This window comes from Paucibacter sp. PLA-PC-4 (assembly GCF_026241155.1).
GTDB lineage: Bacteria > Pseudomonadota > Gammaproteobacteria > Burkholderiales > Burkholderiaceae_C > Roseateles_E.
Map to the genome: position 1 here is coordinate 237529 of NZ_JAPFGP010000006.1, position 21011 is coordinate 258539.

A 21011-nucleotide genomic window follows, 5' to 3' on the forward strand; every position below is an offset into this window, starting at 1 on the left:
GGCTGCGCCATGAGTGAAGCACAAGCCGCTAGCGGCCTTGATGCCGCCACCGCCGCGCGTCGCCTGCTCGACGAAGGCCCCAACGAGCTGGGCGTGAGCCAGCGCCGCGGGCTGCGCGATATGGCCTGGGACGTGGTGACCGAGCCGATGTTCCTGCTGCTGCTGGGTGCCGGCGCGATCTATCTGGCGATGGGCGACGCGCAGGAGGCGCTGATACTGCTGGGCTTCGTGATCATCATCATGGGCCTGACGGTGCTGCAAGAGCGCCGCAGCGACCAGGCCCTGACGGCGCTGCGCGACCTGTCCAGCCCGCGCGCGCGCGTGCTGCGCGACGGTGTGGCGCTGCGCATTGCGGGCCGCGAGGTGGTGCGCGAGGATGTGCTGATGCTGGCCGAGGGCGACCGTGTGCCGGCCGATGGGCTGCTGCTGGAAACCCATGAGCTGGCCACCGACGAGTCGATGCTCAGCGGCGAATCGGAGCCTGTGGCCAAGCGCTCTGAAGGCGATGCGGTGTTCGCTGGCACCCTGGTGGTCGGCGGCCAGGGTCTGGTGCGGGTGACGGCCGTGGGCCGGCAGACCGAGCTGGGCCGCATCGGTCAGTCGCTGCAGCAGATCGGCCTGCAGGGCTCGCCGCTGCGCGACGAGATGAGCCGGCTGACGCGTCGCCTGCTCTGGATCGGCATGGCCCTGTGCCTGCTGCTGGTGGGCCTGCTGTGGGCGCTGCGTGGCGATGCGCTGCAGGCCTTGCTGGCCGGCATTACCTTGGCGATGGGGGTTCTGCCCCAGGAGCTGCCGGTCATCATGATCGTGTTCCTGGCGCTGGCGGCGCGCCGGTTGGCGGTGCGGCAAGTGCTGACGCGCCGCCTCAACGCCATCGAGACCTTGGGTCAGACCACGGTGCTGTGCGTGGACAAGACCGGGACGCTGACGCACAACCGCATGGCCGTGGCCACGCTGGTGGCCGGCGATGCCGAGCTGGACGTCACCGCGCTGCCGGCCGGTGCGCTGCCCGAGCCCTTTCACGCGCTGCTGGAGTATGCGGTGCTGGCCAGCGAGATCGCGCCGCACGACCCGATGGAGCAGGCCTTCCACCAGCTGGCTGGCCAGCAGCTGGCTCATACCGAACACTTTCTGCATCCGCAATGGACGCTGGCGCGCGAGTACGAGCTCTCGCCCGAGCTGCTGGCGATGAGCCATCTCTGGCGCAGCGCGGCCCCGGCGGTCCCGCACGATGTGGTGGCCAGCAAGGGGGCGCCCGAGGCGGTCATGGCGCTGTGCCATCTGAGCGAAGCCCGGCGGGAGCAACTGGCGGCCCAGGCGGCGCGCCTCGCCGACCGCGGCTTGCGGGTGCTGGCCGTGGCGCGCGGTCGGCATGCGCGCGACGCAGAGTGGCCGGCGCTGCAGCACGACTTCGATTTCGAGTGGTTGGGCCTGGTCGGCTTGGCCGATCCCTTGCGGCCCGAGGTTCCGGCGGCGGTGATGCAATGCCAGCGGGCGGGCATCCGCGTCGTGATGGTCACCGGCGACCATCCGCGCACCGCGCGGGCCATCGCTGAACAGGCCGGAATCGCCAGCGCCCGGGTGCTGAGTGGTGACGAGGTGCAGAGCCTTGACGCGGGCGCGTTGGCAGCCGCACTGCGCGAGGTCAGCGTCTTTGCCCGCGTCAAGCCGCAGCAGAAGTTGGCCCTGGTCGAAGCACTGAAAGCGCAGGGCGAGGTGGTGGCGATGACCGGCGACGGCGTCAATGACGCGCCGGCGCTGAAGGCCGCCCATATCGGCATCGCGATGGGCCAGCGCGGCACCGATGTGGCCCGCGAGGCCGCGTCCCTGGTGCTGCTGCAGGACGACTTCACCTCCATCGTCAGCGCCATTGCCGACGGCCGCCGCACCTTCGCCAATCTGCGCCAGGCCATGGTCTACACGCTGGCCGTCCATGTGCCCATCGTCGGCCTAGCGCTGCTGCCGGCGCTGTTCGGGCTGCCCCTGCTGCTGGCGCCGCTGCACATCGCTTTCCTGGAGCTGGTGATCGCCCCGACCTGCTCGCTGGTGTTCGAAGCCGAGGCAGGCGCGGCCGATCTGATGACCCAGCCGCCGCGCCGCAGTGGAGATGCCCTGCTCGCGCGCCGCCATGTGCTGCTGAGCCTGCTGCAGGGCGGCCTGGTGACGGCGCTGAGCGTGGGCCTATATGTCTGGGTGCTGGGCCTGGATCTGGCGCAGGGCTCGGCCAACACGGTGGCCTTCATCGCGCTGGTGACGGCCAATGCCGCGCTGATCCTGCCCAGCCGCTCGGCCCGCAGCGGCTGGCGCCACATGTGGCAAGGTCTGACCCCCGCCGGCATCTGGGTGCTGAGCGGCACCCTGCTGGCGCTGACCCTGATTACGACGCTGCCGCCGTTGAGCCAGGCTTTCGGCTTTGCCGCGCTGCCGCCCGCCCTCTGGGGGGCCTCGGTGGCCGCCGGTCTGGCGATGATTGCGGCCTTCCAGCTGGCCAAGCAGCTGTTGGGTCGTGGCGCGGCAGAGCCGCTCGTCAGCGGTCCGCTGCCTGCTCCTTGACCAGGCGCTGCATCAGCGCGAAGAAGCGGTCGTAGAACTCGCCGGCCGGTATCGTCTCCGAGGCCACCTTCACCAGTGAGTCCTGGGTCGAGGACAGCGGCACCGAGATCGAGCCGATCGCGCTGACGCCGATGCTGGTGGAGTTGGGGCTTTTCTTCAGCGTGTAGCGGTCCTGCTGGGCCGAGACATAGGCGGTGGACAGCTGGGTGCCGGCCTTGCCGTCGGGCACGCAGACCACCGTGAACCCGATCTCCACATGCACCTCGCCCTCGGGCTGGAAGCGCTTGGCGCCGTTGATCAGGCCGGATTGCGCATTGCTGATCACGTAGCCCTGGCTCAGCAGTGCACGGCGGGCGGCCTCGCAAGTGGTGTCGACATCGGCATCGAACAGGCGCGAGAAGGTCTCGTCGGACTGGAAGCGCTCGTTCTGATAGACCGCGCGCTTGCCGCCGCCGCCGCTCTTGCTGCCCAGGTCAGCACAGGCACTCAGCGCGCAGGCGGCCAGCAGCAGGGGGATCAGCGGCAGCATCGGCCGGCGGGACGGTGTCTTGGACATGGCTGCGTTTCGGGTGCGGCGGGAAGTTGGGCTGACTTGCATTATCCCGGGGGCATCTTGTCGGCTGTGTAAAGCCGGGCTTGCCGCCGCCAGGCGTTCGGTCAGCGCCCGCCTGCGCATAAGACATAGAATGCGAAGCATTCTCAATTGTGAACTGTTGGCATGTTCCTTCTCCGCCTTCGGCCCGATCTCATCCGCCGGAGCGCTCGATGAGCGCCCTGATGATGGGTTTCGAGCAGAGCTATCAAGGCCTGTTGCGCTTTCTGACCCGCAAGCTGGGCTGTGGCGAGACCGCCCGCGAGCTGGCCCATGAGGCATGGCTGCGGGTGGCAGAGGCCGGGCCTGACCGGCTGGGCGGCGCGCCCGAGCAGCGCCGGGCCTACCTCTACACGGTGGCGCAAAACCTGGCCTTCGACCATCTGCGCCGCCAGGCGCGCGGCGGCCAGCGCTTCGAGGCCGGGCTAGATGCGGCGCTGCTGCAAGACCTGAGCCCCGGCGGCACGCCCGACCAGGAGCGCGCGCTGGCGCTGCGCCAGGCGGTGCAGGGCATCGAGGGTGCGCTGGGCGGCCTGCCCGAGCGGGTGCGCGAGACCTTTCTGGCGCACCGGCTCGACGGCCTCGACCATGAGACGCTGGCGCGGCGCCACGGCGTCTCGGTCAAGACAGTGGAGCGCGATGTCGGCCAGGCCATGGACGCGGTCCATCAGGCCCTGCTGCGCTGGCGTGGCGAGCGTCCGGCGCCGCGCCGGCGCCGCCAGGCCTTGTCGGCCTTGCTGGGCGTCGGTGGCTGCGCCCTGGTCGGCTCCCTGGTGTGGCGGCGACGCGAGCTCGGCGACGGCGAGCTGCTCTCGGCGGCCGGCCCGGTGCTGGCGCAGCGGCGACTGGTCAGCCGGCGCGGGCAGCTGCTGGAGCAGCGCCTGCCCGATGGCAGCAGCCTGCATCTGGACGCCGACAGCGAGCTGCAGTGGCGCTGGCACAAGAGCCTGCGCCAGGCCCACTTGCTGCGTGGCGCAGCTTTCTTCGCCGTGCAGCCCGATGCGCAGCGGCCTTTTGTGGTGCAAGCCGGCGCCTGCAGCGTGCGGGTGCTTGGCACGGCCTTCGCCGTGGACTACGACGGCCGGCGTCTGTCGGTGGCGGTCGAGCACGGCCGGGTCAGGGTCAGCGATGCCCATGGCCGGCGGCGCGAGCTGGTTGGCGGCCAGGGCCTTCGGTGGGATGCGGAGTCTGGCCTGGCCGAGGCTGAGCTGGAGGCGGTGGCACGCGATGCGGTAGCGCCCTGGCGCAGCGGCTGGTTGGTGTTCGATGCCGCGCCGCTGGCCGAGGTGCTGCCCCAGCTGGCTCGCTACCTGTCCCGCCCGCTGGTCTGGACGCCCGCTGCAGGGCGCCAGCGGGTCAGCGCCCGCGTGCACCTGGCCCATGTGCCGGAATGGCTGCGCCTGCTGCCTGCCAGCCACGAGCTGGTCTTGCAGCAGCAGGGGACGGCCTGGCGATTGAGTATGCGGGGTGAGTAAAAAAACTTGAGGGATCGCCGCGCCTGCTTCGTTTCAGAGAGGGATGCCCTTGAATCCGGAGCCCCTTGCATGAAACAACACCGCCTCAAACTTGTCGCCGCCGCTGCGGTCCTGGCCTACCCCTTGATGGCCGTGCCGGCGCTGGCGCAACAGGGCGCGGAGCCGACCAGTGCGCTGCAACTGGCCCTGCCGGCCCAACCCCTGGCCACCAGCCTGCAGGCCCTGGCGCGCAACGCCCAGCTGCAGCTACTGGCCGAGCCGGCGCTGCTGGCCGGTCGCCAGGCCCCGGCGCTGCGTGGCCGCTATGCGCCCGAGCAGGCCGTGGCCCTGCTGCTGGCCGGCAGCGGACTGCAGGGCCGCATCGAGGGGCGCACCTTGCTGCTGGCCCCGGCCGGTGCGCCGGGGGCCAGTGCCCAGGCCCTGCCTCTGGTGCGGGCCCGTGCGGCCACCGAACCCACGACCCCGGTGCGCGGCTATCTGGCCAGCAGCAGCGGCAGCGCCGGCAAGCTGGCCCTGGCGCTGAACGAAACCCCGCAAGGCATCAGCGTGCTCGGTGCCGAGCTGCTGCGCGATCAGGCGGTCAGCTCGTTGGCCGAGGCGGTGCGCTACGCCCCCGGCGTGCGCCCGGCCGACTACACAATCACCGATGACGATATGGCGCTGCGCGGCTTCTGGCTGACCGGCGCCGGCACCTACCGCGACGGCCTGCGCTTCATCCATAACGGCTTCATGTCCAATCTCGAGCCCTATGGCCTGGAGCGCTTGGAGCTGCTGCGCGGTCCGGCCTCTGTGACCTATGGCCAGGCGGCGCCGGGCGGTGTCGTCAATGCCGTCACTAAGCGCCCGCAGGCGAAGCTGCGCCAGGAGCTGGGGGTGGAGCTTGGCAGCCATGCGCGGCGCGAGCTCACTCTGGATCTGGGTGGCGTGCTGGGCGCACCGGAGCAGGGCCTGCTGTGGCGCTTCACCGCGCTCAGGCGCGACGCCGACACCCAGTGGCCCGGCCTGCCCGACGAGCGCCTGTACCTGGCCCCGGCGCTGAGCTGGACCGGCGCCAGCACCAGCATCACCGTGATGGCCCAGCACCAGAGCGGCAGCACCGGCTATGCCATCCCGTATTACCGCGATACCCCGGCCGGCCCGGCGCGTCGGAACATCAATGTCGGCGGCCCCGATGGCCGCCAGAACAAGACCAGCAACTCGCTGGGCTATGCGCTGGAACACCAGTTCGGCCCGCAGCTCAAGCTGTTGCAGAACGTGCGGCTGATGGACGCAGAGAACGAACGTCGCGATATGCGCAACCGGGGCCTGCAGGCCGATGGGCGCAGCATCCGCCGCCTCGGCATGTTTCGCCCCGACAAGGAGCACTCCTTCAACGCCGACACCCGGCTGGAGGCCGAGTTCATGACCGGCGGCGTCGGCCACAAGCTGGCGCTGGGCTTGGACTACTACCGCTCGACCCTGGACCTGCGCATCCACTCGCTGAACCAGGGCGTGGCCCCGCTGGACCTGGTGGCGCCGGTCTACGCGCCCATCGCCTGGCATGACAACTACCTGGCCGACCGCATCGTCGCGCGGGTCAGCCAGATCGGCCTGTATGCGCAGAACCAGATCAGGTTCGGCCAGCACTGGGTGGCCAGCATCGGCGGGCGCTGGGACCGGGCCGAAACCGACACCAGCTACGACGCCCGCCTGGCCGCCGCCGACCCCTTCAAGCGCACTGAACACCAGCGCGACGACACCGCATTCACCGGCCGTCTGGGCCTGGTCCATCTGTCGCCTAGCGGCTGGGCGCCTTATGTCAGCTTCTCGAACAGCTTCCAGCCGGTGATGAGCACGACCACGGCCAAGGACGCGCTGGGTCAGGAGTTCCAGCCCGAGACCGGGCGCCAATGGGAGGCCGGCCTGCGCTACGAGCCGGCGGATGCAAGCTGGCGCGCCAGTGCGGCCGTCTTCGAGCTGCGCAAGCGCCATGTGCGCACGCCCGACAAGAACAACCCGCGCCTGGAGATCCAGACCGGCGAGGTGCGCAGCCGTGGCCTGGAGCTGGAGCTCAATGGCGAAGTCAGCCGGGCCCTGTTGCTGCAGGCCCAGTACACCTGGCTTGATGCCAAGGTGCTGAAAAGCCTGCTGCCGGGCGAGCAGGGCGCTCAGCCGCCAGCGACGCCGCGCCACAGCGCCGCGCTATGGGGCAAGTACGCGATGGGCGACTGGAGCCTGGGCCTGGGTTTGCGCCACATCTCGGGCGCCCCCGGCGATGTGCGCCAAGCCGACGGCAGCCAGCTGCGCAACGACGGCTACACGCTGGCCGACGCGATGCTGGCCTACCAGTGGGGTGTCAACTGGCGCGCCGCGTTCAACATCAGCAACCTGGCAGACAAGCAGTACCGCACCCAGTGCAATCTGATGCCCGGCGGCAAGGACTTCTGCGTGATCGGCTATGGGCGTGATGTGCGGATGAACCTCACGTACAGCTTTTGATGCGACCCTGGCTGGTCTTGGCCCATCGCTGGCTGGGCCTGGTCACGGCGGCCTTTCTGCTGCTGGCCGGGCTGACCGGCGCGCTGCTGGCCTTCAACCATGAGATCGATGCGGCGCTGAACCCGCAGTGGATGCGGGTGCCCATCAGTCAGGCCGCGCCGCTGGACCCGCTGCGGGTGCGCGATCAGCTGCTGCGCGCCTACCCGCAGGCCGAGCTGCCCTGGCTGCCGCTGCAGGTGAAACCGGGCCAGGCGCAGCGCTTCTGGCTGATGCCCAGGCCGGGTGTGGCCCATCTTGAGGTCGACGAGGTCTTCGTCGACCCCTGGAGCGGCCGCATCCTTGGCGCGCGCCACTGGGGTCATTTCGACCAGGGCTGGCGCGCCGGCTTGATGCCTTTTGTCTACCGCTTGCACGACTCGCTGGCGCTGGGCGACTGGGGCAAGCTGGCGCTGGGCATCGTCGCGCTGCTCTGGACGCTGGACTGCTTCGTCGGCGCCTGGTTGACCCTGCCGCCGCGTGGCGCGCGCCGGCTGGCGCGCTGGGGCCCGGCCTGGACCCTGCGCTGGCGCGGCGCCGGCTGGCACAAGCGCCTGTTCGACGCCCATCGCGCCGGCGGGCTGTGGCCCTGGGCCCTGCTCTTAGTGCTGGCCTGGTCCTCGGTGGGCTTCAACCTGGACCCGGTCTACAGCCCGGTGATGCGGACCCTGTTCGAGCATCAGCCCGAGCCGGCACGCAGCCGGGGCCTGCCGGTGCTGGACTGGGCTCAGGCCTTGCCCATCGCTCGAGCCCGCGCTGCCGAGGCGGCGCAGGCCCGGGGCTTCACCATCTTGCAGGAGGTCGAGCTGAGCCGGCGCCCCGAGGCCCCGGTTTACCAGCTGCGCCTGCAGACCGAGCGCGATCTGAACCAGCGCCGTGGCGCGACCCGGCTCTTCATCGACGCGCACGACGGCCGCTTGGTGGGCCTCTACCTGCCGCGCGGCGCGGCGGCCGGCGATACGGTCTCGACCTGGCTTGTCAATCTGCATCTGGGCAGCTTGTGGGGCTGGCCCTATCAGGTCCTGGTGCTGCTGATGGGACTGGCGGTGGCCGGGCTCAGCGCAAGCGGGGTGTGGTTGTGGTGGCGCAAGAGGGGCGCGCGGCGGCGTGCCGCTCGGATCGATGGGTGAAAGAATCGGGGCCTGCCCGATTTCCGGAGAACTCCGATGTCCGCCCTTGTCTTTCGCCAGCTCTTCGATCCCCAATCGTCCACTTACACCTATCTGCTCGGCGATGCGGACTCGGGCGAGGCCCTGCTGATCGATCCGGTGTTCGAGCAGGCGCGGCGTGACACCGCACTGCTGCGCGAACTGGGCCTGCGTGCCATTGCGACGCTGGACACCCATGTGCATGCCGATCATGTCACCGGCGCCTGGCTGATCAAGGCTGGCAGCGGCAGCCAGATCATGCTGTCGGCGGCGGCTGGGGCTACGAATGCCGACCGGCTGTTGCGCCACGGCGAGCGGGTGCATTTCGGCGCGCACTATCTGGAAGTTCGCGCCACGCCCGGCCATACCGATGGCTGCCTGAGCTATGTGCTGGACGACCACAGCATGGCCTTCACCGGAGACAGCCTCTTGATACGCGGCTGCGGCCGCACCGACTTCCAGCAGGGCAGCCCGGCCCAGCTCTACCGCTCGGTGCAGCAGCAGATCCTCTCGCTGCCGCAGGCCTGCCTGCTCTACCCGGCGCATGACTACCGGGGCCTGACGGTTACCAGCGTGGCCGAGGAGCGGCGCTACAACCCGCGCCTGGGCGGCGATGTCAACGAGGCCGACTTTGCCGGCTATATGAACAACCTGGGCCTGCCGCACCCCAAGCTGATGGACATCGCCGTGCCCGCCAATCTGCGCTGCGGCCGACCGGAGCCGGACAGCGCGGCGGCGCAGCAGGAGCCGACATGGGCGCCACTGAGCTGCAGCTTTGGCGGCATCTGGGAAATCCAGCCGGCTGCGCTGAACGAATGCCTGGCGGCCACCGGCCAGGTCATCCAACTGGTCGATGTGCGCGAGCCTGCCGAGTTCAGTGACAGCGCGCTGGGCCACATCCCCGGCGCGCGCCTGCTGCCGCTGGCCGAACTCGCCGCCCGCGCCGGGGCCGAGATCGCCAAGGACAAGCCTGTCGTCACCATCTGCCGTTCCGGCGCCCGCTCGGCCCAGGCTACCGTGTTGCTGCAGAAGTCCGGCTTCACCCGGGTCGCAAATCTGGCCGGCGGCATGTTGCGCTGGCGCGCCGAGGGCATGGGAGTGGAGGCCGGGGCGCAGGATTGAGCGGACCCGTTCCCGCACCCATGGAAGCGGCGAGATTTGCCCAGAAAGACAAGCAAAAAAGCCGCGAGTGCCAAAGATATTGAACAAATGGTTGGCATCGACAGTGCCGCCGTCCTGGAGCGACAATTGCTGCTCCAACTTGGCCACTGGCTCAAGCGCCTGCGCAAGGCGCTGGGTCTGGGGACGGTGGAAATGGCCGGCGCGTGGGCATCTCGCGCACCACCCTGAGCGCTGTCGAGGCTAGTGATTCGGGGCCGTCCATCGGGACGCATCTGCGCGTCATGTCGGTGCTGGGCATCAGCGGCGACCTGGCCTTGCTGGCCGGCGATGCTCTGCAAGCGGGACCGCCGGGCTCTGCTGCGGCCCGGTCGCATCGCGCGCGGCCGGTCGTAGAGGAGAGTGGTCTCTGCCGATGAGTCCCGCCATCAGGCCCAGGATCTACAAAGTCTGGCCATGCACGAAGAGGCGGTACGCCTGGTCCGCTCCGATCCGAGTCTGCTGCAACGGGCCCAGGCCACGCTGGAGCGCTGGCCCGGTGCCGGCAACACACGCTCCAGCGCCACGTGGATCGAATGGCGTGACATCCTGAGCCAGGGCAAGTGGTGCCGGGTGCTGAGCTGGACCCGGCGCGCGCAGGCGATGGACCAGGCCTCGCGGCTGGTCACGGTACTGCCGGAGCCGCTGCGCCAGCGCGTTCTGGACCAGTTGAAGGCGCCTAAAAAAGTGTGATGCTGGGTGAGGCCGGGAACTCAGCCGTGGAGTAGCCCAGGCATGACCCGCCAAGAAATCGAGCACCTGGTCCGGGACAGCCGCGAGGTGACCGATCCGTACGCGTTCATCATCGTCGGCAGCCAGTCGATGCTCGGTCAGGTGCCGAATCTTGAAGCCGGCTTCACGATGTCGGCCGAAGCGGACATCTATGCGCTGCATGCCCCGAGCTGGCGGACAAGATCGAAGGCGCACTCGGCGAAGGCTCGCAGTTCCACGAGACCTATGGCTAATGCGCCCAAGGTGTCGGACCCGGGGCCGTCGTCTTGCCTGCGGTCTGGACAAAGCGTGCACCGGGTCCAAAACTCGGCCACCAACGACCGTGTGGGCTACTGCCTCGATGTGGTCGACATGCCGCTGGACGACGCGCAGCATCGCCGGCGTCGCGCGAGCATTCGTCGCTGGGTCAAGGCGGTTCGGGGTGCGGGGTATGAGGTCGCCGATGGATGAGTCGACTCAGGTCTTCGCTCCCGGCCGAGCCGCGCGCTGGCCGATCTGAGCCATCGCCTCCGCCTGGGCCTGCCTGAAGGTGTCGGCAAGGCCTTTCATATCGGCCAGTGCGGTCTCGAAGGTCTCGCGCATCAGCGCGGTCTGCTTGACCGGATCGGAGATGCCGCTGCCGCCGAGCATGCCCTGCATCGCCTCGGCCATCATCGCAGCCTGCTTGGCCGCCAAAGCCTGCATGGCCTCGAAGACGGCCTTGTTGGCCTCGGTCAGCGCCTCGATGTCCTGGCGACGCGCCTCGACGATGGCGGACATGTCGATGCCGGGCATCTTGAACTTCTCCATCATCTGTTTCACATCGCCGAAGGGGTTGGCTTGATGGGTCATGATCTGTCTCCTGGTTGTCGAACGGGTCGGTGATTCGGGTCAGCGGTGCTGGCACAGCTGGTCGAGGATTGCCGGGTTTTCCAGTGTCGAGATGTCTGGCGTGATGGACTCGCCCTTGGCGAGCGAGCGCAGCAGGCGGCGCATGATTTTGCCGCTGCGGGTCTTCGGCAGGTTGTGGCCGAAGCGGATTTCCTTGGGCTTGGCGATCGGACCGATCTTCTTGCCGACCCAGTTACGCAGCTCGGTGGCAATTCTGACGGCCTGCGGCCCCGTCGGCCGCGGCCCTTTGAGCACGACGAAAGCGCAGATGGACTCGCCAGTGGTGTCGTCGGGCCGCCCAACGACCGCTGCTTCGGCCACCAGATGGGTGCAGGACACCAGCGCCGACTCGATCTCCATTGTTCCCATGCGATGGCCGCTGACATTGAGCACATCGTCGATGCGGCCGCCAATGCTGAAGTAGCCGGCTTGCGGATCGCGAGTGGCTCCGTCGCCCGCAAGGTAGTAGCCTCGCGGCTCGCCCGGGAAATAGCTGGATCGGTAGCGAGCGTCGACCCCCAGATCGTGCCAATCATCGCCGGCCAGGGCTTCTTGATCTCAAGCAGCCCGCTCTGGCCATTGGGCAGGTCCGCGCCGGTCTCATCGACGATGGCGGCCATGATGCCGGGGATGGGCCGCGTGCAGGAGTCTGGCACCAGCGAGGTCGCACCAGGCAGTGGCGTGATCATGTGGCCGCCGGTCTCGGTCTGCCACCAGGCATCGACGATGGGGCAGCGCCCGCCACCGATGTGCTGGTGGTACCAAGCCCAAGCGGCCGGGGTGATCGGCTCGCCCACCGAGCCGAGGACGCGTAGGCCGCCGAGGTCGAAGCGGTCGGGATGCACGGGGGCATTGCATTTGGCGAGCTTGATCAGCGCGCGGATCGCGGTGGGCGCGGTGTAGAAGACCGAGACCCGGTGGTCCTGGTTCATCTTCCAAAAGCGACCGGCATCTTGGTAGGTCGGCACACCTTCGAACACCAGCTGGGTCGCGCCGACGGCGAGAGGTCCGTAGGCAATACAGCTGTGGCCGGTGACCCAGCCGATGTCGGAGGTGCACCAGAAGACATCGGCGTTATGCCGGGCGAAGGTCCACGTCGTCGTCACCGCCGCCTGTACCAAGTAGCCGCCGCAGCAATGCTGGACGCTCTTGGGTTTGCCGGTCGAGCCTGAGGTGTAGAGCAGGAAGAGCGGGTGCTCGGCGCTCACCCATTCGGGCTCGCAGACATCGGACTGAACGGCGGTGAGCTCGTACATCCAGTGGTCGCGGGCCCGCCACGGGATGGCGCCGCCGGTGCGCCGGTAGACGATCACATCGCGTACCGCCTCGCAGCCGTCTAACGCCAGGGCCTCGTCGACGATGGCCTTCAGCGGCAGCGCCTTGCCGCCGCGCAGTTGCTCGTTGGCCGTGATCACCGCCACCGCGCCGGTGTCGGCGATGCGGTCTCGCAGCGAGTGGGCCGAGAAGCCGCCGAACACAGCGGTGTGGACCGCGCCCAGGCGCGCGCAGGCCTGCATGGCGACGACACCCTCGACCGAAATCGCCAAATAGATGACGACCCGGTCGCTCTTGTGCGCGCCCAGCGAGCGCAGCGCGTTGGCCATATGGCAGGTGTGCCGCAGCAGCTCGGCGTAGCTGCTGTGTGTGACAGTGACGTCGTCGGCCTCGAAGATGATGGCCACCTTGTCACCGCGTCCGGCCGCAACCCGGACGTCAAGGCAGATATAGGACTCGTTCAGCGTACCGTCCTCGAACCACTTGCAGTGCGGCGCCCCCTCACTGTTCAGTGCGGTCGTGAAAAGAGCCTTCCACTGGACGAACTGGCGGGCGAGCCTGCCCCAGTACCCTTCGTAGTCGGTATCGGCTTGTGCCACCAGCATGTCGTAGCTGGCGCGGCCGGCCACATGGGCGCCTGATGCCAGAGCCAGCGGTGGCGCGCAGAGATCCAGGACATCGGCCGTACCTGTCTCGCTCATGGGGCTTTTCCTATTTCCATCATCAATGCCCGGAGGCGCCCGAGGCGCCGATGCCAGTTTCGGAGCGAACCTGCTGAGCCTTGAAGCCGGCCCGATCCTGCGCAGCGCGCGGGCTGCGATCGAGGATGGAGAACAGCCAGATGCCGACAAAGCCTATCGTCATCGAGAACAGCGCCGGCGAGGCATAGGGGAACAGCGCCGAGCCCTTGGGATTGCCCAGTGTCACCTCCCACACGGCCGGCGATACCAGCGTCAGCAGCACCGAGGACGCTAGGCCGAGAAAACCGCCGATCACCGCGCCGCGGGTCGTGCAGTCCTTCCACAGCACCGACATCAGCAGCACCGGGAAATTTGCCGAGGCGGCGATCGCGAAGGCCAGGCTGACCATGAAGGCGATGTTCTGCTTCTCGAACGCGATGCCCAGGGCCACCGCAACGATGCCCAGAGCAATCGTCGTCAGCTTGGAGACGCGCAGCTCCGACACGCTGTCGGCCTTGCCCTGTTTGAGCACGGTGGCGTAGAGGTCGTGCGACACGGCCGAGGCACCCGACAGCGTCAGCCCCGCCACCACCGCCAGGATGGTCGCGAAGGCCACCGCCGAGATGAAACCGAGGAACACATTGCCGCCCACCGCGTTGGCCAGGTGGATGGCCGCCATGTTGCCGCCGCCAAGCAGGCCGCCCTTGGCATCGAGGAACTGCGGGTCGGTCAGCACGAAGGTGATTGCACCAAAGCCGATGATGAAGGTGAGGATGTAGAAGTAGCCGATCCAGGTGGTCGCCCACAGCACCGACTTGCGCGCCTCCTTCGCGTTGGGAACCGTGAAGAAGCGCATCAGGATGTGGGGCAGGCCGGCGGTGCCAAACATCAGGGCCATGCCAAAGCTGATGGCGGAGACCGGGTCCTTGATGAAGCCGCCTGGGCCCATGATGGACAAGCCCTGTGCGGCCGCCTCGTCTGGCGATTTGCCGGCGGCGGACGCGAGCGCCGTCTTGATCTCGACCGACTTGGCGAACATCGCCTCGGTGCTGAAGCCGAAGTTGTAGAGCACCATGAAGGCCATGAAGCTGGCGCCTGCCAGCAGCAGGCAGGCCTTGATGATCTGCACCCAGGTGGTGGCGGTCATACCGCCGAACAGCACATAGACCATCATCAGCGCCCCGACGATCACCACGGCGATCCAGTACTCCAGGCCGAACAGCAGCTTGATCAGCTGCCCCGCGCCGACCATCTGCGCGATCAGGTAGAAGGCCACCACCACCAGCGTGCCGGATGCCGCGAACACGCGCACCGGCGTCTGTGAGAAGCGGAACGCGGCCACATCGGCGAAGGTGAACTTGCCGAGATTGCGCAGCCGCTCGGCCAGCAAGAAGGTCACGACAGGCCAGCCGACCAGAAAGCCGATCGAGTAGATCAGCCCGTCGAATCCGCCAACCATCACCGCCGCCGAGATGCCGAGGAAGGAGGCCGCCGACATATAGTCACCGGCGATCGCCAGGCCATTCTGGAAGCCGGTGATACCTCCGCCGGCGGTGTAGAAGTCGGCCGCCGACTTGGTCTTGGCGGCCGCCCATTTAGTGATGAAGAGCGTGCCGACGACAAAGGCCGCGAACATGCCGATCGCGGTCCAGTTGGTCGGCTGCTTGTCGGCCTGCCCGAGGTCGGCGCCGGCCGCCAGTGCCGCGCCGGCGGCGGCAGACAAGCTCAGCGCAGCCAACAGGCGCGGCGCGTTCACTTCAATGCTCCCTGTGTGATCTGCTCGGTGAGCGCGTCGAACTCGCTATTGGCACGACGCACATAAAGCGCGGTAATGGCCACCGTAAAAATGATGATGCCCAGGCCGATCGGCATGCCCAGGGTCGTGACGCCCTCGCCCAGCCGGGTCGCGAGAAAGGGCTTTTTGAAGGCCACCAGCAGGATGAAGCCGTAATAGACGACCATCATGGCCCCCGTGAGCCACCAGCCGAAACGCGAACGCGCAGACTTCAGCTTTTGGTAGTTCGGATCGCGCGCGACACGCGCCGTCAGGTCATCTTGCATGGCGGTCCACCTGGGTCCTTGATGCGTACAAGCCTGCTGCAAGGACTGGGGGCCGTCTGTTCGCCAGCGAACAGTCACTGCCCTTGAACGGCGCTCTACTGGGTATAGGCCCGGATCAGGATTTGCCATGCCCAAGGCATTCGATTTCTCGAACTCGCCCTTCGACTGCCTAGACGCGAGCGAGCGGCGCGTTGTGCGGGACAGCGTCGACATTGCCTACTTCCGCCAGGACGAGATCCTGCTGGGCCCCGACATCGAGCCCACACATCTATTCATCATCATCAAGGGCCAGGTGGCCCAGTTCGATGCGAACGAGCTGGTCGCCAGCTTCGGACCCGACGACTGCTTCGACGGCCGCTCCCTGGTGGCCGGCCGCGCCGCCGACCGCTTTGTCGCGGCCGAGGAGGTGGTGGCCTACGCGCTGGCCAGGCGCGCCGTCAATGCCTTGATCGCGAGCAATGCCTCGTTCGGCGCCCTGCTGTTCTCGGATCTGAGCGAGAAGCTCGGCGCGCTGGCCCAACGCCACAGCCAGCGCGAGCTGCATGCGCTGACGATGTCGCGGGTCGACGAAGGTTTTCTGCGGCCAGCCCACACCGTTGACGGCGCGACCGACATCGTCGCCGTGGCCGCGACGCTGCAGGCTCAGCGCAGCAGCAGCGTGCTGGTGCGCGATGGCGAGCGGCTCGGCATCTTCACCAACACCGGCCTGCAGCGCGCCATCCTCGATGGCCGCCCGCTGAACACGCTGGCAGTGCGCGATCTGGCCACGTTCGAGCTGGTGACGATCGCGTCCGGAGCGCCGCTGTTCGACGCGCTCGCGCTGATGATCCAGCACCAGGTGCACCGGCTCGTCGTGGTCGCGGGCGAGCGCATCGTCGGACTTCTCGAACAGCTCGACGTGCTGAGCTTTCTGTCCAACCACTCGTACCTGATCACGGTGCAGATCGTTCGGGCCCAGGACCTGGCCGCGCTGCGGCTGCAGGCCGAGAAGATCTCCCGCTTCGTCGCCCTGCTGCATCGCGGCGGCACCCGCGTCGGCCAGATCGCGGCGCTGGTGCAGGCGCTCAACGCCAAGCTGTTCGAGCGTGCCTGGCAGCTGGTCGCCCCGGCCGAGCTGGTGGCGGGCAGCTGCCTGTTCGTGATGGGCAGTGAGGGGCGTGGTGAGCAACTTCTGAAGACCGACCAGGACAACGGCCTGATCCTGCGCGACGATGTGGCGGTCGGCGCGGCCGAGGTGGAGCAGGCCTGTCAGCGCTTCTCGGCCGCCTTGCGCGACTTCGGCTACCCGGACTGCCCCGGCGGCATCATGCTCAGCAAGCCGGCCTGGTGCCGCAGTGCCAGCGAATTCACCCGCCAGCTGCGCCACTGGCTGGTCCGACCCGAGGCTGAGGGCCTGATGGCACTGGCGATCTTTGTCGACGCTCACGCGGTCGCCGGCGATGCCTCGCTGCTGGCCGGCGTGCGTGCGGAGCTTGACAAGCTGGTGGCGGCCGACGACGCCTTGCTCGGCCGCTTTGCCGCGGCGATCGATGCCTTCCCGGATCCCGGCGCCGCCTGGTGGCACCGGCTGCTGCAGATCGGGGAGCAGGGGTCCCATCTGCTCGATCTGAAGAAGGCCGGCATCTTCGCCATCGTGCATGGCACGCGCAGCCTTGCGCTGCGCGACCATGTGCGGGCCACCGGCACGGCCGCCCGGCTGGATGCCTTGGTGACGCTGGGGCGGCTGCCAGCCGAGCTGGCGAGCGACCTGGTCGACAGCCTGCACCTGCTGATGAGCCTCAGGCTCAAGGCCGGGCTCAACGAACTCGACCCGCTTCGCCCAGCAAGCGGCGCGGTGCGAACCGACCGGCTCGGCAGCCTGGAGCGCGACCTGCTCAAGGATGCGCTCGCCGTGGTCAAGCGCTTTAAGGCGCTGGTGCGGCATCAGTTCCACCTCGACGAGGCTTCGTGATGCTGGGCTGGCTAGTTTCGCTGCGACGTCGCTGGATGCTCTACCACCTGGTCGATGCGCACTTCGCCTTCATGTTTGATCCCGCACCGGCCGGTGAGTGGGTGGCGCTGGACTGCGAGACCACCGGCCTGGACCCGCGCCGGGACAAGATCGTGTCTATCGCCGCGCTGCGCATTGTCGGCAATCGCTTGCTGACGAGCGAGCGGCTGGAGTTGCTGGTGCGGCCCGGCCGGGGCATGACGGGCGACAACGTGCGCGTGCACCGGCTTCGCGAAAGCGATGTCGCCAAAGGGCTGGCTCCCGAGCAGGCGATGCGCCGTTTGCTGGACTTCATCGGTAGTCGGCCCCTGGTGGGTTACTTCCTCGAGTTCGATGTGGAGATGCTCAATCGCGAGATCTGGCCGATGCTGGGCGTGCGCCTGCCGCAACGCAAGATCGAGGTCTCTTCGATGTACTACGACTTCAAGAACCGCCAGTTGCCGCCCGCTCAGCGTGGCGGCGACATTGACCTGCGCTTGGCCACCCTGATGAAGGACCTGGATTTGCCGCTGCGCGACGCCCACGACGCGCTCAACGACGCCGTGATGGCGGGACTCGCGTTCGTGAAGCTGCGCGGTCTTCTGGCGACTTGCTGAGCCATCGTGCCGCGGCCTTCACGGCCCGGGGGCGGTACCTTCAAGACCAGGCGGCGCCGGGCGGGCTCATCGAACTTCGCGCAGCCCGTCCCCGAGCTGCCCCAACCCTTGGGGCTGTCCTTCTATTGCGCGCACCCGCGAGAACAGCCAGGCGACGATGGTGAGATTCAGGAGGTTCCATCCGATGCCGTTGACGAAGGCGGCGTCGTAGCTGCCCGTCAAGTCGAACACCCAGCCCGACATCCAGCCACCCAGAGCCATGCCAAGCAGGGTGGCCATGATGACCGTGCCAACCCTGGAGCCCGCGTCCTGCGGGGCGAAGTGCTCGCGCACAATGATGGCGTAGGTCGGCACGATGCCGCCCTGGAACAGACCGAACAGGGCCGAGATCAGATAGAGGGGGACCAGGCCGTCGAAGGGCAGGAACAGCAGCAGCGCCACGCCCTGAAGGGCCGAGCCCAGCAACAGCGTCCGGATGCCGCCGATTCGGTCACAGATAAGGCCGAACACCAGGCGGCTGACGATGCCACAGGCCAGCATCAGCGAGAGCATCTGGGCGCCGCGGGCGGCGCCAAAACCCAGGTCGGAGCAATAGGCCACGATGTGGACCTGGGGCATGGCCATCGCCACGCAGCAGGCCACCCCGGCCACGCAAAGCAGGAACTGCGCTTGAAAAGGACGCAGGCCGAATGGACGACTGCGGTCGAAAACCGGCCCGCCGGCACCCGCCGGTGCAGCATTGACCAGGGGCGGGCGCTGCCGCATGCGCAGCGACAGCGCGAACACACCCAGCCCGCACACCAGGCCGAGCAGCATATAGGTGTGGCGCCAGCCTATGGTCTCGATGCCGTGTTGCACGATGGGTGGCCAGATCGCGCCGGCGATGTAGTTGCCACTGGCGCAGATGGCAACGGCAATGCCGCGCCGCCGGTTCCACCACAGGGCGGTGTCGGCCAGAAGCGGCGCGAAGGTGGATGAACTGCCGATGAAGCCCAGCAGACCATGCGCCAGGCCGAAGGCCCAGATGCTGCCCGACAAGCCGGCCCAGACAAAGCCGCCGCAAACCGCCAGCGCGCCGACCCACAACACCGGCATCAGGCCGTGGCGGTCGGCGAGTCGGCCGGTCCAGATGCCCCCCAGTCCCAGGCAGACCATCATCAGCGTGTAGGGCATGGCGGCCTCGGCCCGGCCGATGCCGAATTCGGCCTGCACCGTGGGCAGTACGACAGCCACCACATACATGCTGCTATTGCCCAGCACCACCAGGCCCAGTGTGACCAGCAGGCGCCATGCGGCCTGGTGCGAGTCGATGAGGGAGGGGTCGGCCGGGGCGGTGCTCATCAGCATCTCGCTGAATTTACTCGAAAGGTGTCGTCCAGCGCTCGGGCATGCTTGGGCATGGTGGCGAACCGATGTAGCACCTTGGTGCTACATCGACCGGAATCTAGGATTGGCGCCTGTGTCCACCACCACCATCCGCATCGAAGACGGGCAGTAGGCGAGGGTTGCCGCCGCCGCCGAGCGGGCGGGCAAGACCTCGCATGCCTTCATCGTGGACGCCATCGCCCAGACCGTCGAACAGGCCGAGCAGGACGACCGGTTCCACCAAATCGCCGACCGGCGTTGGGACGAGGTACTGGCGACCGGCAAGACGGTGGCTTGGGACGAAGCGCGCGCCTATCTGACGGCCAAGGCCCGCGGCCAGCCGGCGCGCAAGCCCACCGCACGCAAGCTGGGTCGCTGACGCTCCAGGTCACGATCCGCCTGATGACCCGCATCGAACTCGCGCCGGCGGTGCTGCGTGACTTTGATCTCATCTTCGACCACGTCGCGGGCTTCGATCCCGGCAATTCGCCAGCTCGCATCAAGGAGATTCTGCAGGCCCTGCAGCTGCTGAGCAGCAGCCCGCTGATCGGTCGTCCTGTCCGCGGCGACAAGCGCGCACTGGTGATCGGGCGCTCGACAAGCGGCTACGTGGCCCCGTACCGCGATGTCGCCGAACTCGATACGGTGTTCGTGCTGGCGGTCAAGCATGAGCGGGAGGCGGGTTTGGGGCGTAGCCAGCAATCCCCCAGAGGATGGTGCGAGTCGCTGCGAATTCGGGCTTATCCTGCGCCGCGATCACATTGACCGGCCGCGCCTGTACGGCCCTACGACATAAATTCACACAACATGCCCCTGAAGCTCATTTTGGAGTGCTTCTCACTCTTGCCTGCACATTGGCTTCGGCACAGCGCACCGAACGCGCTTACGACACCAAGCTCACCCAGAGGGTCAAGACCCTGGGCATTGTCGTGGCGAGTGGCTACCAGGCTCAGGTCACCACGACAGGCGGGCTGATGCCCAGAGCGCCACATCGCTCACCACAGCCAAGGACGACACCCAACTGGCGGACAGCCTTTGCGCCACAGTCAGCAGCGAACTGGACCTGGAGCAGCGCTACGAGCTCAAGCGTCTGTCCATTCGCCCTGACACGGCGCGCGCCGTGGTCAACGGGCTGTGGGATCGGGGCACGGGGCGCTACGGGAAACTGGCGCCCGAACTGAAGAACGTCTATCGGGATTGCCAGTGCGATGCAGTGCTCGTTCGCGCGGACGGTCCCGGGCACAACCCCTTTGCCGATGATGCGTTCACCTACGGGCCCACCTGGGTTGGAAAGCGCGGCTTGCTGGGCGGGTCTCTGATTGCCAAAGCGCAGCTGCGCATGGGTTTGGTGGCGCTGTTGATCGATCCGGCTACGGGCGAGCGGGACGGCACTGGAGCGGCCAGCCACCGCACCGAACCAGCCGACGCGATCGAGAGCAACTGGCCTGGCGAGGCGGGCCCGATCACTGAGCAACATTGGGCGCAGATGGCGAACTACCTTGGCCAGCACAGGGCCATGGTCCGCCAATCGCTGTACCGGAGCGGCCTGCACCCTTCCTGCGCGCTACCCTATTTTGCGAAGAAGTCGCCGGCGCAGGCTCGCGATCTTGAGCCGCCTGCCACCTTGCCAGGGACGGATCCGGACAGATGTCAGTGAGTTCGCGGCGGCGCTGAAGAAGCCTCAGCCCCGCATGAGTGTCAGACCGGCCTCCAAGCCCTGAGCCCGGTCATGCCAGCGAGCCCTGATCTCAACACGAGTGCAGCGCCACCCCTCACCCACTGACATATCCCGCCCTGGTCCACGAAGACCACGCCGGCGCCGGTCGGCATCGCACCAGGCAGCAGCGAGCTCTTGCCGGAACCGGAGACTTCGGTGAGCACCGTCAGGCGACGCTTTGGCAGCTCGACGCTGATGCGGTCGTGGCTGCTGCGCGGCTCAGTGGTTTTCGCTCGCTTGGCCGTCTTCTTCGCGGCCGTCATGTCTGCTTGCCTCCCTGGATTC

General features: G+C 67.9%; 19 protein-coding genes and 1 pseudogene. 13 read left to right on the forward strand and 7 right to left on the reverse strand.

Annotated features, from left to right (window positions below; genetic code table 11):
• Positions 1 to 9 precede the first annotated feature (9 nt).
• Positions 10 to 2553, forward strand: coding sequence for a cation-translocating P-type ATPase (locus tag OOZ63_RS11780; protein WP_266005668.1), 2544 nt, complete (start codon positions 10 to 12; stop codon positions 2551 to 2553).
• On the opposite strand, the gene OOZ63_RS11785 is transcribed toward OOZ63_RS11780, so the two are convergent.
• Positions 2528 to 3109 carry a DUF2242 domain-containing protein gene (locus tag OOZ63_RS11785; RefSeq protein WP_266005669.1) on the reverse strand — a complete coding sequence of 194 codons (582 nt, stop codon included), beginning with the start codon at positions 3107 to 3109 and terminating at the stop codon, positions 2528 to 2530. The genes OOZ63_RS11780 and OOZ63_RS11785 overlap by 26 nt on opposite strands.
• 209 nt (positions 3110 to 3318) lie before the next feature.
• On the opposite strand from OOZ63_RS11785, the gene OOZ63_RS11790 reads away from it, so the two are divergent.
• The 7 genes from OOZ63_RS11790 to OOZ63_RS11815 all read left to right on the forward strand — a co-directional run bounded on the left by OOZ63_RS11790 (position 3319) and on the right by OOZ63_RS11815 (position 10622).
• Positions 3319 to 4620 (forward strand): sigma-70 family RNA polymerase sigma factor, encoded by a 1302-nt coding sequence (locus OOZ63_RS11790; RefSeq protein WP_266005670.1) that lies wholly within the window; start codon positions 3319 to 3321, stop codon positions 4618 to 4620.
• A 69-nt stretch (positions 4621 to 4689) separates the two neighbouring features.
• Positions 4690 to 7098, forward strand: coding sequence for a TonB-dependent siderophore receptor (locus tag OOZ63_RS11795; RefSeq protein ID WP_266005671.1), 2409 nt, complete (start codon positions 4690 to 4692; stop codon positions 7096 to 7098).
• Positions 7098 to 8264, forward strand: a complete 1167-nt coding sequence (locus OOZ63_RS11800; RefSeq protein WP_266005672.1) for a PepSY-associated TM helix domain-containing protein — start codon at positions 7098 to 7100, stop codon at positions 8262 to 8264. Before OOZ63_RS11795 ends, OOZ63_RS11800 begins: the two co-directional genes overlap by 1 nt.
• A 36-nt stretch (positions 8265 to 8300) precedes the next feature.
• Positions 8301 to 9404, forward strand: a complete 1104-nt coding sequence (locus tag OOZ63_RS11805) for a rhodanese-like domain-containing protein (protein WP_266005673.1) — start codon at positions 8301 to 8303, stop codon at positions 9402 to 9404.
• 36 nt (positions 9405 to 9440) lie between these two features.
• Positions 9441 to 9632 carry a hypothetical protein gene (locus OOZ63_RS29075; protein ID WP_323055743.1) on the forward strand — a complete coding sequence of 64 codons (192 nt, stop codon included), beginning with the start codon at positions 9441 to 9443 and terminating at the stop codon, positions 9630 to 9632.
• A 171-nt stretch (positions 9633 to 9803) separates the two neighbouring features.
• A complete protein-coding gene (locus OOZ63_RS29080; RefSeq protein WP_323055744.1) occupies positions 9804 to 10133 on the forward strand; it encodes a hypothetical protein in 330 nt (109 codons plus the stop codon).
• A 42-nt stretch (positions 10134 to 10175) separates the two neighbouring features.
• Positions 10176 to 10622, forward strand: a complete 447-nt coding sequence (locus tag OOZ63_RS11815; RefSeq protein ID WP_266005674.1) for a hypothetical protein — start codon at positions 10176 to 10178, stop codon at positions 10620 to 10622.
• A gap of 6 nt (positions 10623 to 10628) precedes the next feature.
• On the opposite strand, the gene OOZ63_RS11820 is transcribed toward OOZ63_RS11815, so the two are convergent.
• From OOZ63_RS11820 to OOZ63_RS11835, 4 genes and pseudogenes are all read right to left on the reverse strand, one after another.
• Positions 10629 to 11003, reverse strand: coding sequence for a phasin family protein (locus OOZ63_RS11820; protein ID WP_266005675.1), 375 nt, complete (start codon positions 11001 to 11003; stop codon positions 10629 to 10631).
• A 39-nt stretch (positions 11004 to 11042) separates the two neighbouring features.
• Positions 11043 to 13018, reverse strand: a pseudogene (gene acs / locus OOZ63_RS11825) (acetate--CoA ligase).
• A gap of 22 nt (positions 13019 to 13040) precedes the next feature.
• Positions 13041 to 14753, reverse strand: a complete 1713-nt coding sequence (locus OOZ63_RS11830; protein WP_266005676.1) for a cation acetate symporter — start codon at positions 14751 to 14753, stop codon at positions 13041 to 13043.
• Entirely contained in the window at positions 14750 to 15058 is a 309-nt protein-coding gene (locus tag OOZ63_RS11835; protein WP_266005677.1) for a DUF485 domain-containing protein, read from the reverse strand. The genes OOZ63_RS11830 and OOZ63_RS11835 overlap by 4 nt, the downstream gene beginning before the upstream one ends.
• Positions 15059 to 15185: 127 nt before the next feature.
• On the opposite strand from OOZ63_RS11835, the gene OOZ63_RS11840 reads away from it, so the two are divergent.
• Together OOZ63_RS11840 and OOZ63_RS11845 are read left to right on the forward strand one after the other, a co-directional pair.
• On the forward strand, positions 15186 to 17009 hold the full coding sequence (locus OOZ63_RS11840; RefSeq protein WP_266005678.1) for a DUF294 nucleotidyltransferase-like domain-containing protein: 1824 nt from the start codon (positions 15186 to 15188) through the stop codon (positions 17007 to 17009).
• Positions 17009 to 17644, forward strand: coding sequence for a 3'-5' exonuclease (locus OOZ63_RS11845; protein ID WP_266005679.1), 636 nt, complete (start codon positions 17009 to 17011; stop codon positions 17642 to 17644). The genes OOZ63_RS11840 and OOZ63_RS11845 overlap by 1 nt, the downstream gene beginning before the upstream one ends.
• A 66-nt stretch (positions 17645 to 17710) precedes the next feature.
• Here OOZ63_RS11845 and OOZ63_RS11850 read toward each other — a convergent pair whose 3' ends face one another.
• Entirely contained in the window at positions 17711 to 18985 is a 1275-nt protein-coding gene (locus tag OOZ63_RS11850) for an MFS transporter (protein ID WP_266005680.1), read from the reverse strand.
• Positions 18986 to 19196: 211 nt separating this feature from the next.
• Here OOZ63_RS11850 and OOZ63_RS11855 point away from each other — a divergent pair, with 211 nt between their 5' ends.
• The 3 genes from OOZ63_RS11855 (at position 19197) to OOZ63_RS11865 (ending at position 20666) form a co-directional block, all read left to right on the forward strand.
• Positions 19197 to 19388 carry a hypothetical protein gene (locus OOZ63_RS11855; RefSeq protein ID WP_266005681.1) on the forward strand — a complete coding sequence of 64 codons (192 nt, stop codon included), beginning with the start codon at positions 19197 to 19199 and terminating at the stop codon, positions 19386 to 19388.
• A 23-nt stretch (positions 19389 to 19411) separates the two neighbouring features.
• Positions 19412 to 19774 (forward strand): type II toxin-antitoxin system RelE/ParE family toxin, encoded by a 363-nt coding sequence (locus tag OOZ63_RS11860; protein WP_266005682.1) that lies wholly within the window; start codon positions 19412 to 19414, stop codon positions 19772 to 19774.
• Positions 19775 to 20129: 355 nt separating this feature from the next.
• Positions 20130 to 20666 carry a hypothetical protein gene (locus OOZ63_RS11865; protein ID WP_266005683.1) on the forward strand — a complete coding sequence of 179 codons (537 nt, stop codon included), beginning with the start codon at positions 20130 to 20132 and terminating at the stop codon, positions 20664 to 20666.
• Positions 20667 to 20707: 41 nt separating this feature from the next.
• On the opposite strand, the gene OOZ63_RS11870 is transcribed toward OOZ63_RS11865, so the two are convergent.
• Positions 20708 to 20989 carry a hypothetical protein gene (locus OOZ63_RS11870; protein ID WP_266005684.1) on the reverse strand — a complete coding sequence of 94 codons (282 nt, stop codon included), beginning with the start codon at positions 20987 to 20989 and terminating at the stop codon, positions 20708 to 20710.
• Positions 20990 to 21011: the final 22 nt, after the last annotated feature.